The sequence below is a fragment of the Halotia branconii CENA392 genome, assembly GCF_029953635.1.
Classification (GTDB): domain Bacteria; phylum Cyanobacteriota; class Cyanobacteriia; order Cyanobacteriales; family Nostocaceae; genus Halotia; species Halotia branconii.
The window spans coordinates 3,623,346-3,636,243 of the sequence record NZ_CP124543.1 but is presented as its reverse complement, the minus strand read 5'-3'; the positions used below and the strand labels follow the sequence as shown (position 1 = coordinate 3,636,243).

Sequence of the window (12,898 nt, the reverse complement as noted above, 5' to 3'; positions counted from 1 at the left end):
AAATAACCGTATCTGATAGAAAAAATCATGATTCACATTCTACTGGTAGAAGATAGCCCTACTGATGCCAGACTGCTACATCAAATATTTATGCGTGCAGATCAAGAAGAATGGCAGATGACACATGTTGAGCGACTATCTGAGGCGATTAATATTAGTTTAGAAAACCCTATATTTATACCTGATGATTCTCAAACTCAAAATGTCAAGCAACGCAGATTTGATGTAGTCTTGTTAGATCTTAGCCTGCCAGACTCTACAGGACTAGACACGTTGAAAGAATATCAGGCAGAAATACCAGACATTCCAGTCGTAGTCTTAACAGGGCTTGATGATCAACAGTTGGCACTGCAAGCCTTGGCAGAAGGCGCACAAGACTATCTTGTTAAAGATCAAATTACTATGCAACTGTTAGTGCGGGCTGCACGTTATGCCATTGAACGGGGAGATATTCTCAACAAGCTACGGGAGACTGAAGAACGTAGCCGTCATGCATTAGCGAAAGAACAAGAACTCAACGAACTCAAGTCAAATTTTGTGGCTATGGTTTCTCATGAATTTCGTAACCCAATGACCACAATTCGCACGGCTTTAGAAATTCTCGAATATAATAATGCAGAATTAACCCCAGAACAACGAACGAAATATTTTGAGCGGGTTCAAAATGCTATTAAGCAAATGCTTCAGCTTTTAGATGAGATATTGTTTTTGAGTAAAACTGAAGCTGCCAAATTAGAATATAACCCTGCACCTTTGCATTTAGAAAACTTCTGTAGCGAAATTGCCGACATTTTTCAAATGAGGACGGGTAGTCATCACACCATTAGTTTTACTGTTCAAGGTGAATGTAACCACGTCCAAATGGATGAAGACTTACTAACTTGTATCTTAACCAATTTACTTTCTAATGCGATTAAGTATTCTCCTCAACCAAGTTATATTAAATTTGATTTAAACTGCAATAATGGTATTGCAACTTTCCAGGTTCAAGACCAAGGAGTAGGCATTCCCCAAAAAGACCAATCTAATCTATTTCAAAGTTTCTATCGCGCCAGTAATGTAGGTCGGATTCAAGGTACAGGTTTAGGACTGGCGATTGTTAAAAGGTGTGTGGATTTACATGGGGGTGAGATTCAAATAGAAAGTCAGCAAAATATTGGTACAACGGTGACAGTGACATTACCATTGCAATTTGTTTAATTATTCTAGTAATGAGCAGGCTGGCAAAGTGATTGTAAATACGCTTCCTTTATTTAAGCGCGATGTCTGATGATAAGTTGTTGTACGGCTACGCACCGTCACAGTACCACCCATACCCTCTACAAATGTTTTAACAATCGACAATCCTAATCCATAACCCCCGGTAGAGCGATCGCGAGCTTCATCAATACGATAAAATCGTTCAAAAATCCGCGATTGTTCTTGTAAAGGTATACCACAACCTTGATCGCAAACTTCAATGATTGCCTCTTCTCCTTGCTGATTTAATTTGACAATTACGGGTGTATCAGCTTCGGAATACTTAACAGCATTATCAATTAAATTTAATAATACTTGTTTCAGACGATTGTAGTCTGTTCTTACCTCTATTGATTTTGTAGTAGACTCAATTTTGATTGTGCGATCGCTATATTTTTCTGCCATGTTGACAACTTCTGCAACTAAGTCATTCAACACACAAGGTTCCATCCGCAGATGTAAATGACCACTATCTGCTCGTGCTAAATCTAGTAAATGCTGTAATAGCCGGATGGTGCGTTCCGCTTCCAAAGCCGCAGTTTCTAAAGCTTCTTGTTGGGCTGGGGTTAAGTTTTTTTGCCGACGTAATACACTTTGCAAGTAACCATGTACTATAGTTAATGGTGTACGTAGTTCGTGAGAAACATTACTCACAAATTGTCGCTCTTGTTCCCAAGATTGGGACAGGCGAGATAACATCATATTGAAGGTTTTAGCTAGTTCTTTAACTTCGCTAGGTGCATTATCTAAATAAATTTGCGCTTGTCCTAAATCGGCTAAGGAAATGACTTGTGTCATTTGACTTAACTGACGCAGAGGTTGCAAAGAACGTTTAATATAAAATGCGATCGCTACAGAAATTGTGATAATTGCTAAAATACTGCCAATTCCCAAATACCGCACTATGACTAAAAAAATTGTTTGTTCACTGGTAACATCTTGAACTACAAACAATTTTCCTAATGTCTGATCTTGTATTGGTAATGCACTACTACATAACACAAAATAACGTTGGTTAACTTTTGCTACTTGGGGTTTAACCGACATCTCAGTTAAAGACATTAACTTAGTGCTTGTTGTCTGAGATAACTGATTCCAGTTTGGAGATTGTGCGATAATTTGATGATCGGAACTTTTGATCCATAAATATGTATTGGTAGTTGTTAAATTATTAATTGCTTTTTGTAACCCAGTTGATGGTGGCATGATTTCGCTATACAGTTGCACATCGCGGGGTAAACGTTCGGCAATTTGTTCAACATTCAGTTTATGATCGTTAATTAAAATTTGCTGCATTTTCCAGCTTGTCCAAATAGCGAGGCTACCTAACCCCAAAGCTGAAACCCCAGCAACACCGACTGTTAAGCGTACTCGTAATGAAAAAGGGTCAATTTTAGACCAAATTTTGCTGATTTGATTCACTTTGGCGCTTGGGGGTTGATTGTCGGACAAGTTTTATTGACAAAATCACATTTATAAATGTATTGTTCTTGCCAACTCAGGGGAATTTCTAGTAAGTCTCGCGTTCCTGTCATTCCTTGCCCGATAAATAATAATAAAGCAATACAGTTCAAAATTGTATGCACAGTTCGCCAGCGATTAGATCTATCTTGATAAATATCTTGTACAATCGCTAAAGAAAAAATCATCAACAAAGCTGCGGTTATCCCAATATAATAGTGTGACCAGTACCATTCATTTGTACGACGAAATACTCCATCTTGACAACCGATAATTATTAAACCAGCACCAGTTAAAGTTGCAAAAACTGCCCGCCATACTCGTTTTTTTGCTCGATAAAGTAACACTAATGCAGCAATGGTTAAAATAAACATCAGCAGAATAAATGCAACTTGAAAAGTAGCTTGATTCCACAATTGATTGTGCAAAATATTTTTACCAATTGGGTAAGCTAATCCAAGTAAGACTAATCCGACAATTGCACCTGTAAGCCATTCACCTAATTGTTTGTGTTCTTTGCCAACTACTGGAGGAATTTTACTTTTACCTCCAGCTAAATTTTGCAAACGACGTTGACGTGTTTGCCAAGCAAAATTGACTACATTACCAATTAATGGAAAGACAAAAATAACTGCGATCGCTGGATGTAAAAGCCCCAAAAAATCTGCTATTTCCATATCAAACCTTTGACTAAATAATAAATAAATTTCATCCTTTCAAAGAAGCATAGCCAAAAGTAGCATTAAATTGGCGACACCAGATCGCTACAGATTTAAATTCTGCTAACTTCAGATTATCAGGTAAGGCATAACGTTGAGTACCCTTGATACTTTTTAAACGAGCAATGCTGACATAATCTTTTTCTTTAATCCCAGTTATTGGCGGTGCATCTGAGCGATATAAAATAACAAATAAATCAGGGCCTGAATCTGTTTGAAAACTCTGATCAAACTCTAAATAGCGTTTTCCTTGTTCAGCGATCACTTTAACTGTTCCTTGGGTAGGGTGTTCTCCAGACTGGAACTTTCCAGACTCAGCCATTGACATTGATGCTGCAAATAGACTAGCTACAGGCGTTTGAGTTGCTGGCGGATTAGAACTTGCTTGTTTTGTCAGATTTATAGTAAAAACAGTAGCGATCGCTAGAATGGCTAAATGCTTAAATTTCATGGCTTTAATATTCTCAAATGCATCTTTAAAAATAATTTAAAGCTTTCTACTATTAACAAAATTAGTTTAAGCTGAGAATCTGCTAAAAATTTAGTTGCGTTATTTTCAGGTAATTCTTAAACATTCAAGAGGTTAGCATTATATTAATGTAAGTAATTATGCTTGCTTAATTAGTAAATCAATTTTCAATTTTGGCATTTACGTAATAATTACCTCTATAACAGTCCTAAATCATTCACGAACAACAAGATCCCCGACTTCTCAAAGAAGTCGGGGATCTGAGGCTCTCAATTTTCACAAATTAAATACTAGTACTCTGTCAAGATAATTTTGCTGGATTAATGTGAAAAAGCCCAGTTCTTTTCTCCCCCTACTTCCTCTGCTTCCCCTGCTTCCCCTGCCTGCCTCCACCTGTTATTTTTGGGTTGACAGACCACTAGTCTTATATAGTTTTCCAAGATGTCTATTGAGCGATGAGAGGAATCCCCAAGTCTTTACCAAGTTTATTAGTAATGGTGTTATAGTGACTCCAATCGGTTCTGGTGGGGAACAGCCATCGGACGCAAGGGGGAAAGTCCGGTGTAAATCCGGCGCTGTCCCGCAACTGTGAACCCAAATATAGGTGAGTCAGGATGCCCGCCGACTATAATCAATTCATTTACATAAATCTGCGAGGTACAGATTATGAAAAGAAAAACACAGGCGTTAGTCAGTCTAACCCTGATGGGAGTTATCAGTTTTTACTTGGTAGTTGGTTTACCCAAACCCGCTTATGCCATGCACATTATGGAAGGTTTTTTACCAGTGCAGTGGGCAATTTTTTGGTGGATTGTGGCATTACCATTTTTTATATTAGGATTGCGTAGCCTGACTCGCATTACCCAAGCGAACCCGCAACTCAAACTACTCCTGGGCTTGGCTGGTGCTTTCACTTTCGTACTGTCAGCCTTGAAAATCCCTTCTGTTACAGGCAGTTGTTCTCATCCTACAGGAACGGGGTTAGGTGCGGTGCTGTTTGGCCCCCTTACTATGTCGGTTTTGGGTAGCTTAGTATTGTTGTTTCAAGCTTTATTACTAGCGCATGGCGGCTTGACGACGTTGGGGGCAAATGCTTTTTCGATGGCGATCGCTGGGCCATTTGCAGCTTACTGGATATATAATTTAACAATCAAGTTGGGTGGTAAAGAAAAAATCGCGATATTTCTAGCAGCTGCGATCGCAGATTTACTTACCTATATTATCACTTCTATCCAACTCGCCTTAGCTTTTCCTGCACCTGTTGGTGGGTTTTTCGCTTCATTTATCAAGTTTGCCGGAATTTTTGCCATAACTCAAGTTCCCTTAGCAATTAGTGAAGGATTACTAACTGTATTAGTGTGGAACTGGCTGCAATCTTATAATCCTCAAGAGTTAGAATTGCTGAAATTAATCAAACGGGAACCTCAAAGAAATGAATCAGTCTAAAAAAGGGTTGAGTAACTGGCTGTTGGTAGTAGCTGTCTTAGCTTTAGCAGTTGCACCGTTAATATTTGTGCGGGGTGCGGAATTTGGCGGTGCTGATAGCAAAGCACAAGAAGCAATTGCTGAAATCCAACCTGGATATAAACCCTGGTTTAAATCATTTTTTGAACCAGCTAGTGGGGAAATAGCAAGCTTATTATTTGCTTCGCAAGCAGCTTTGGGTGCAGGAGTAGTTGGTTATGCAATTGGGTTGTATAAAGGACGTTCCCAACAACAAAAACATGAAGAATGAGTCTGCAATTAGACACTTTAGCTTATACTAATCGACTGCGAAGATTACCACCAGAACATAAACTGATTTTTGCATTTACTACCCTTGCTATTTCCCTTGTTACCCATCCATTTGTGCAAATTTTGATGGCGCTTTGGATGAGTGCTTGGACGGTGATTTATGCCAGAATCCCGGCTGGTGTTTATTTTCGATTGTTAATGTTCACGATAGTTTTTTGTTTGACAAGTTTACCAGCCCTGATAGTAAATGGAGTTGCGATTCCTGATTTACAAAGCGTAAAATTAGATTCTTGGTATGGACTAACTCTCGGACACTTCTATATTTATATTAGTCATAGTGGCAGTATCCAAGCATTGGAAATTTTAACTAGAGCATTAGCCTCTGTTTCTTGCTTATATTTTCTCATGTTAACTGTCCCTTTCACAGAGCTATTACAAACTTTGCGTTACTTACGATTTCCAGTGCTTTTAACTGATTTGTTATTACTAATGTATCGGTTTATTTTCATTCTGCTGAATACAGCCAGTGAATTGTGGACAGCACAAAATTCTCGTGGTGGCTACCGCACTGTTGCTATTGGTATGAAAAGTTTAGCATTACTAATCGGGCAACTATTACAGCGAACCTTACAACGATATAGTCAGTTTTCTCTGGGACTGGAAGCACGGGGTTTTGTCAGTGAATTTCGAGTTTGGCATCCTCGTCGCTATCGTCCTCAATTACGATATATCATCGAAGCTATTTTCGGCTGTGTAGTATTAATAGGATTGGATTTTTGGCGGAATGCAGGAATATTTACTCGAATTTGAGCAGGTATATTACACCTATTCAGGCGCACAACAATTGGCTTTGAATAATCTAACATTAAAGATTCCGTTAGGTAAAAGATGTGCGCTAATTGGTCAAAATGGTTGTGGTAAAACGACACTATTATTATTAGCTAATGGTCTATACAAACCTAATTCTGGCATTGTCCGTTGGCGTGGTGAACCGTTAAATTATAACCGGAATTATCTTAGTCAATTACGGCAAAAAGTTGGTTTGGTATTTCAAGACCCAGAACAACAATTAGTAGCTTCTACTGTTGAAGAAGATATATCTTACGGTTTATGTAATTTGGGTTTACCAGTATCCGAAATTAAAGACCGAGTAGAGCAAGCATTAGTTGAATTTGGGTTGACTACTTTAGCCGAAAGACCAGTGCATCATTTGAGTTTAGGACAAAAAAAGCGAGTTTCTATAGCAGATGTGATGGTGTTACAACCAGAACTATTGGTGTTGGATGAACCTACCGCTTATTTAGACGTAAAACATACTCGTAATTTGATAGCAACTCTAAAAAAAATTCATCAAAATGGAACTACTTTAGTAATGGCAACCCATGATTTAGATTTAGTCTATCGGTGGGCAGATTGGGTTTTTGTGATGCACGAAGGACGATTAGTACTAGAAGGTCAACCCCAGGATGTGTTTTTGCAACATGACCTGTTATTAGAGTTAGAATTAGGAATACCATTGATATATGAAATATTATATTATGGATTATCTTCTGAAGATGAATCAGTTAAACAACGAGTCCAAAATAAGATATTAAATAGAACTATTATTTAGATCCCCGACTTCTTAAAGAAGTCGGGGATCTCGTTGTCAATTATTTCGTATTTTTGACCATTATACTGATTAAATATTGAGCGATGGGATAAATAACCAAATTCATCATCGCGTTCTTCATATTGTTGAATCCAATTTTGAAGAAACTCGAATGTTTGCGCCTGTTCCTCAGCTGATTTAAATTTATGTGGTTCCCAAGGACGATTGCGGTTATTTTCAAGACACTTATTAATGCCGGGATTGAGAAAATAGATTTCAGTTGAGAATGCGATCGCAATTTCAATTAAAGTACTGTAACAGCCTTCAATTATCCAAGAAATATTATTGTCGATAAAGTCTTGTAAATCTTTAGCCGCATCGGCGTGAGAACGGCGTATGGCAATTTGATTGGGTTCCCAAACGATAGTATCGAGATCAAGAATTGGAATCTCTAAGTCTTTACCAAGTTTATTTGCAAGAGTGCTTTTTCCAGAACCGGAATTACCAAATATTAAAATCCGATGCATTGTGGTAATTTAACGTCAAGAAGCTCAAATCCCCGACTTATGAAATAAGTCAGGGATCTTGTTGTTCACGAAAACTCTGCGAAAAAGTCTAAGGTTTCCTTCAATGCTTTGATGAAAATATCAATTTCTTCGCGGGTATTATAAAAGGATAAACTTGCCCGTGCAGTTGCCGCTAAACCTAGGTAACGGTGTAAAGGTTGAGTACAGTGGTGTCCCGAACGAATAGCTACGCCTTCTTGATCTAATAATGTCGATAAGTCGTTAGCGTGGACTTCCCCAGCTGTAAATGATGCTAAGGCAGCTCTACCTTCTCCTTGAGCATTTGGTTGAGGGCCATAAATTTGAATTTGAGGAATTTGCTGCAATTGTTGGAACAAGTAAGCAGTTAATTCGGCTTCGTAGGCATGGATTTTATCCATACCAATATTACTAAGATAATCTACCGCTGCACCAAGAGCGATCGCCTCTGCAATTGCAGGTGTACCAGCTTCAAATTTATGGGGCAATTCTGCATAAGTAGAATGGTCTAAATAAACCTCTGCAATCATCTCACCACCACCAAAAAATGGTGGCATTGATGCCAAAAGTTCCAACTTACCATACAAAAACCCGATGCCAGTGGGAGCGCACATTTTATGACCAGATGCAACCAACCAATCACAATTGATTTGCTGTACATCTACAGGCATGTGTGGTACGCTTTGACAAGCATCAACTAAGAATTTCGCATTGTATCTGTGAGCGATCGCCTCAATTTCTGCTACTGGGTTAATACAACCCAAAGTATTAGAAACATGGGATACTGCCACCAATTTTGTCTTCTCGGAAATCAGTTGTTTAAACTGTTCCAAATCAAAAGTTTGTGCAGGTGTCAGTTCTACAAACTTCAAAACTGCACCCGTTTTTTGGGCGACAAGTTGCCAGGGAACAATATTACTGTGGTGTTCCATTACCGACAGAATAATTTCATCTCCCGGCTGTAAATTATTCATTCCCCAACTGTAGGCGACTAAATTAATAGCCTCACTAGCGTTACGGGTATAGACAATTTCCTGACGTGATGCAGCATTGATAAATTTAGCAACCTTGTCCCGTGTTGCTTCATAAGCATCAGTAGCTTTAGCACTGAGTGTATGCGCTCCCCGATGCACATTGGCATTATATTGTTCGTAATAATCGCGCAAGGCGTTTAATACGAGCAAAGGTTTTTGCGAGGTAGCTGCATTATCTAGGTAAACCAATTGTTTCCCGTTGACTTCCTGACGTAATATCGGGAAGTCAGCGCGGACTTTATCGGCTAGAGTTTTGGTAGAGGTGAAGGTCATTGGTAGTTTGTCAGTTGTTAGTTGTCAGCGATGCACTGAGCGTAGTCGAAGTGTGGTCAGTTGTCAGTTGTTAAAGACTTCAGATTAGTGACTATATTTAAGAGGATTTTTTGCACAGATGAGATAGGGATTTGGTTGATGATTTCAGTTGCAAAGGCATTAATTAACAAATTACGAGCATCATTTTCATCAATTCCCCGGCTTTGCAGATAAAAAATTTCATCATCTTCCAATTGGCTAACTGTAGCACCGTGAGCGCATTTGACATTGTCAGCGGTAATTTCCAATTGGGGTTTAGTATCAACTCTGGCTTTCGATGATAAAAGCAAATTTCGATTTAACTGGGTAGCATTCGTCAACTGCGCTAATTTAGGCACAAAAACCTTGCCATTGAACACCCCATGAGCGCGATCGCCTACAATACACTTATGCAATTGTCTACTTGTACTGTATGGGTGATTCAGTGCGATTGCACTGTGAGTATCCGCCAATTGATTCCCGTAAACTATCGTTAATCCATTGAGAACAGTTAAGGTTTGCTCACCAGTTTGCAAAACTTCTAAATTGTGCCGTGACAGCTTACCACCCAAACTTATGGCATGACAAGTATATCGACTATCACGAGCTTGAGCGATCGCAGTCTTCCCTACATGAAAAGCCTCTTTACTTTCACGCTCAACCCTAGTATGATTCACCTCAGCATTTTCAGCAAGCCAGATTTCCGTAACTGCATTGGTGAGGTAAACCTCCTTGGCGCTCTTGGCATCTTGGCGGTTCGTATACTCCTCAATCAAACTCACCTGCGAACCACTTTCTGCCACCACCAAACAACGCGGCTGAGAAATCACTGGTGTCTCCCCAGCAACCGCAACAAACACCAAATGAATTGGTGTCTCAACCATCACATTCTTTCCTACCCACACCACCGCTGCATCACATATCCCAGCAGTATTAAGAGCAGTAAAAACTTCTTGCGCTCCCTCAGCTTTAGCTAAATACTGACTAACAAGCTGCTGCTTAGATTCAGCTAACCCAGCCAAATTACTTACCACCACCCCAGAAGGCAAACCTGCAACAGCAGATAACTCCGACGCGTAAACCCCATTCACAAACACCAAACGGCTATGAGCTGCTTCTGGTAAAATCAGCGATGAGATATCAGGCAATTTAACTTGCCCATCTACCTGAAATTGCAGCTTTCGCAACTCTGACAAATCAGTAAATCGCCATTCTTCCTCACGATTAGTAGGAATAGTAGCATGACGTACCCAATTAGTAGCGCGATCGCGTAATTCTTGCAACCAACCTACTGTTTTTGTTGCTGTTACCTGCTCTAACAATCCAGTTAAATAAGCATCTTTATCCAACAAAGTAGATGTCAACTCAACTGTATCCGAGTTAGGCATTGGACTAGGAGATACTTGAATTGTCATTACACACCCACCTCAACCGCTTCTTCTAGCACCCAGTCATAACCGCGAGATTCTAATTTTAGTGCCAGTTCCTTATCGCCACTGGTAAGAATCTGCCCATTTGCCATTACATGTACGTAGTCTGGCACAATGTAATTAAGTAACCGCTGGTAGTGAGTAATCATAATTGTGGCATTTTGCGGATTTGCCAGCTGATTGACTCCATTCGCCACAATTTTCAGCGCGTCGATATCTAAACCAGAATCAGTTTCATCTAAGATTGCCAACTTTGGTTCTAACAGCGCCATTTGCAGAATTTCATTCCGCTTCTTCTCACCACCAGAAAACCCTTCATTCAAACTTCGACTCAGAAAAGCCGGATTCATTTTCACCACTTCCAGCTTTTCCTCAATCAAATCGTCAAAATCAAAAGCGTCTATTTCCTCTAAACCTTGTGACTTGCGACGAGAATTGTATGCCACCCGCAAGAAATCCAAATTGCTCACACCCGGAATTTCCAGGGGATATTGAAATGCCAAAAATATGCCACTTCTGGCTCGTTCTTCCGGTTCCATTTCCAGCAGGTTTTGCCCTTGGAAAATTACCTCACCGCCAGTTACTTCATAAGCTGGATGTCCCGCCAAAACTTTAGAAAAGGTGCTTTTACCAGAACCATTCGGCCCCATAATTGCATGGATTTCACCAGAGCGAACCTCTAGATTTAAACCTTTAAGAATTGGCGCGTCATCAACTGTAGCTGTCAAATTCTTAACTGACAGCACGACTTCACTATTTTCGATAATCATGTTCTCTGTGCTCTTCTTTCTTAGTGCCTTAATGTCTTAGTGGTTTACTTCACCACAAAGACACTAAGGTAAACCTTCAACATTACCCAACACTACCTTCCAACTTCAGGCTCAACAATTTATCAGCTTCCACAGCAAATTCCATCGGCAATTGATTGAAAACATCTTTACAGAAGCCACTAATCATCATTGAAATGGCATCTTCTGCTGAAATGCCTCTTTGGGCGAAGTAAAATAATTGATCTTCCCCAATCTTAGAAGTAGAAGCTTCATGCTCTACTTTGGCAGTATTATTCTGTACTTGGATATAAGGGAAAGTATTCGCATGAGCATTATCCCCAATTAACATTGAATCGCACTGGGAATAATTTCTTGCCCCTTTAGCTGTAGGATTAACTTTCACTAAACCCCGATAGCTATTATTAGATTGACCTGCGGAGATACCTTTCGAGATAATTGTACTGCGAGTATTCTTGCCGATGTGAACCATTTTGGTTCCGGTATCGGCTTGCTGCATATTATTAGTTAGCGCTACCGAGTAAAATTCACCTACAGAATTATCACCCGCTAAAACACAGCTAGGATACTTCCAAGTAATCGCGGAACCAGTTTCAACTTGAGTCCAGGAAATTTTGGAATTGACACCTTTACACAAACCGCGTTTGGTGACGAAATTATAAATACCGCCTTTACCCTTTTCATCGCCAGCGTACCAGTTTTGGACGGTGGAGTATTTAATTTCGGCGTTATCCAAGGCGACAAGTTCTACAACAGCAGCATGTAGTTGGTTGCTGTCGTACATCGGTGCGGTACAACCTTCGAGGTAGGAAACATAACTATCTTCTTCGGCGACAATTAAAGTCCGCTCGAATTGTCCTGTATCGCCAGAGTTGATGCGGAAGTAGGTAGATAGTTCCATTGGGCATTTCACGCCTTTAGGAATGTAGACAAAAGAACCATCACTAAATACAGCAGCGTTCAAGGCTGCAAAGTAGTTGTCTGCGACAGGAACGACACTACCCAGATATTTTTTGATTAGTTCTGGATATTCTTGTAATGCTTCCGAAATTGAGCAGAAAATCACGCCGTCTTCGGCTAGCTTTTCCTTAAATGTAGTGGCGACGGAAACGCTATCGAAAATCGCATCAACGGCGACGTTGGCTAGACGCTTTTGTTCAGATAGAGAAATGCCTAGCTTCTCAAAGGTTTCTAAGAGGGTAGGATCAACTTCATCTAGACTATTTAACTTTTGTGGCTTTTTTTTCGGAGCTGAATAGTAAATGATATCCTGATAATTTATCGGCGGATACTTGACATTAGGCCAAGTTGGTTCCGTCATTTTTTGCCACTGCCGATAAGCTTTCAGGCGAAAGTCCAGCATGAACTGCGGCTCATTCTTCTTGGCAGAAATCAAGCGGACAACGTCCTCGTTTAGTCCACGCGGAATAGTATCGGCTTCAATGTCAGTGATAAAGCCGTACTTGTAGGGTTGGTTGACTAAGGTTTTGACAGTGGCACTCATCAGTAATAATCTCTCGTGTTCGGTTAGTTCTCTACGGCAGGCGCTATGGCAAAAAAAATTTTCACAATGCGCTGCCTCTTAAGGATGGGATAC

At 39.9% G+C, this 12,898-nt stretch carries 13 protein-coding genes and 1 riboswitch; of the genes, 5 read left to right on the top strand and 8 right to left on the bottom strand.

All coding sequences use genetic code 11. From position 1 onward, the window contains the following. The first annotated feature begins 27 nt into the window (after window positions 1–27). Window positions 28–1,200, top strand: a complete 1,173-nt coding sequence (locus QI031_RS15935; protein WP_281480641.1) for a hybrid sensor histidine kinase/response regulator — start codon at window positions 28–30, stop codon at window positions 1,198–1,200. Here QI031_RS15935 and QI031_RS15930 read toward each other — a convergent pair whose 3' ends face one another. Genes QI031_RS15930 through QI031_RS15920 form a run of 3 tightly spaced genes read right to left on the bottom strand, consistent with a single transcriptional unit; the run spans window position 1,201 to window position 3,870 of the window. Continuing rightward, complete coding sequence (locus tag QI031_RS15930) at window positions 1,201–2,661, bottom strand: sensor histidine kinase (protein WP_281480640.1); 1,461 nt, start codon at window positions 2,659–2,661, stop codon at window positions 1,201–1,203. Continuing rightward, window positions 2,658–3,377 (bottom strand): DUF4079 domain-containing protein, encoded by a 720-nt coding sequence (locus QI031_RS15925; RefSeq protein ID WP_281480639.1) that lies wholly within the window; start codon window positions 3,375–3,377, stop codon window positions 2,658–2,660. Before QI031_RS15925 ends, QI031_RS15930 begins: the two co-directional genes overlap by 4 nt. Window positions 3,378–3,408: 31 nt before the next feature. Further along, a complete protein-coding gene (locus QI031_RS15920) occupies window positions 3,409–3,870 on the bottom strand; it encodes a DM13 domain-containing protein (protein ID WP_281480638.1) in 462 nt (153 codons plus the stop codon). A gap of 517 nt (window positions 3,871–4,387) precedes the next feature. Continuing rightward, window positions 4,388–4,528: riboswitch (cobalamin riboswitch) on the top strand. Window positions 4,529–4,554: 26 nt separating this feature from the next. Here QI031_RS15920 and QI031_RS15915 point away from each other — a divergent pair. Genes QI031_RS15915 through QI031_RS15900 form a run of 4 tightly spaced genes read left to right on the top strand, consistent with a single transcriptional unit; the run spans window position 4,555 to window position 7,234 of the window. Next, a complete protein-coding gene (locus QI031_RS15915) occupies window positions 4,555–5,334 on the top strand; it encodes an energy-coupling factor ABC transporter permease (RefSeq protein WP_281480637.1) in 780 nt (259 codons plus the stop codon). Continuing rightward, window positions 5,321–5,623, top strand: coding sequence for an energy-coupling factor ABC transporter substrate-binding protein (locus QI031_RS15910; RefSeq protein ID WP_281480636.1), 303 nt, complete (start codon window positions 5,321–5,323; stop codon window positions 5,621–5,623). Before QI031_RS15915 ends, QI031_RS15910 begins: the two co-directional genes overlap by 14 nt. Beyond that, complete coding sequence (cbiQ, locus tag QI031_RS15905) at window positions 5,620–6,432, top strand: cobalt ECF transporter T component CbiQ (protein WP_281480635.1); 813 nt, start codon at window positions 5,620–5,622, stop codon at window positions 6,430–6,432. The genes QI031_RS15910 and cbiQ overlap by 4 nt, the downstream gene beginning before the upstream one ends. Beyond that, on the top strand, window positions 6,407–7,234 hold the full coding sequence (locus QI031_RS15900; RefSeq protein ID WP_281480634.1) for an energy-coupling factor ABC transporter ATP-binding protein: 828 nt from the start codon (window positions 6,407–6,409) through the stop codon (window positions 7,232–7,234). Before cbiQ ends, QI031_RS15900 begins: the two co-directional genes overlap by 26 nt. On the opposite strand, the gene QI031_RS15895 is transcribed toward QI031_RS15900, so the two are convergent. The 5 genes from QI031_RS15895 to sufB all read right to left on the bottom strand — a co-directional run bounded on the left by QI031_RS15895 (window position 7,231) and on the right by sufB (window position 12,805). Then, the gene (locus tag QI031_RS15895; protein ID WP_281480633.1) at window positions 7,231–7,740 is read right to left on the bottom strand and encodes a P-loop NTPase family protein; all 510 of its coding nucleotides are present in this window, start codon (window positions 7,738–7,740) and stop codon (window positions 7,231–7,233) included. The genes QI031_RS15900 and QI031_RS15895 overlap by 4 nt on opposite strands. Before the next feature lie 65 nt (window positions 7,741–7,805). After that, window positions 7,806–9,065, bottom strand: coding sequence for a SufS family cysteine desulfurase (locus QI031_RS15890; protein WP_281480632.1), 1,260 nt, complete (start codon window positions 9,063–9,065; stop codon window positions 7,806–7,808). 56 nt (window positions 9,066–9,121) lie between these two features. After that, window positions 9,122–10,498 (bottom strand): Fe-S cluster assembly protein SufD, encoded by a 1,377-nt coding sequence (sufD, locus tag QI031_RS15885; RefSeq protein ID WP_281480631.1) that lies wholly within the window; start codon window positions 10,496–10,498, stop codon window positions 9,122–9,124. Next, entirely contained in the window at window positions 10,498–11,283 is a 786-nt protein-coding gene (gene sufC, locus QI031_RS15880; RefSeq protein ID WP_281480630.1) for a Fe-S cluster assembly ATPase SufC, read from the bottom strand. The genes sufD and sufC overlap by 1 nt, the downstream gene beginning before the upstream one ends. Window positions 11,284–11,365: 82 nt before the next feature. Continuing rightward, entirely contained in the window at window positions 11,366–12,805 is a 1,440-nt protein-coding gene (gene sufB / locus QI031_RS15875) for a Fe-S cluster assembly protein SufB (RefSeq protein ID WP_281480629.1), read from the bottom strand. Window positions 12,806–12,898: the final 93 nt, after the last annotated feature.

Bases quoted from the DNA above. Each gene is read 5' to 3' on its own strand.
- QI031_RS15925 (WP_281480639.1), bottom strand. From the start codon at position 3,377: ATGGAAATAGCAGATTTTTTGGGGCTTTTACATCCAGCGATCGCAGTT.
- sufB (WP_281480629.1), bottom strand. From the start codon at position 12,805: ATGAGTGCCACTGTCAAAACCTTAGTCAACCAACCCTACAAGTACGGC.
- QI031_RS15915 (WP_281480637.1), top strand. From the start codon at position 4,555: ATGAAAAGAAAAACACAGGCGTTAGTCAGTCTAACCCTGATGGGAGTT.
- sufD (WP_281480631.1), bottom strand. From the start codon at position 10,498: ATGACAATTCAAGTATCTCCTAGTCCAATGCCTAACTCGGATACAGTT.
- sufC (WP_281480630.1), bottom strand. From the start codon at position 11,283: ATGATTATCGAAAATAGTGAAGTCGTGCTGTCAGTTAAGAATTTGACA.
- QI031_RS15895 (WP_281480633.1), bottom strand. From the start codon at position 7,740: ATGCATCGGATTTTAATATTTGGTAATTCCGGTTCTGGAAAAAGCACT.
- QI031_RS15935 (WP_281480641.1), top strand. From the start codon at position 28: ATGATTCACATTCTACTGGTAGAAGATAGCCCTACTGATGCCAGACTG.
- cbiQ (WP_281480635.1), top strand. From the start codon at position 5,620: ATGAGTCTGCAATTAGACACTTTAGCTTATACTAATCGACTGCGAAGA.
- QI031_RS15910 (WP_281480636.1), top strand. From the start codon at position 5,321: ATGAATCAGTCTAAAAAAGGGTTGAGTAACTGGCTGTTGGTAGTAGCT.
- QI031_RS15900 (WP_281480634.1), top strand. From the start codon at position 6,407: ATGCAGGAATATTTACTCGAATTTGAGCAGGTATATTACACCTATTCA.
- QI031_RS15920 (WP_281480638.1), bottom strand. From the start codon at position 3,870: ATGAAATTTAAGCATTTAGCCATTCTAGCGATCGCTACTGTTTTTACT.
- QI031_RS15890 (WP_281480632.1), bottom strand. From the start codon at position 9,065: ATGACCTTCACCTCTACCAAAACTCTAGCCGATAAAGTCCGCGCTGAC.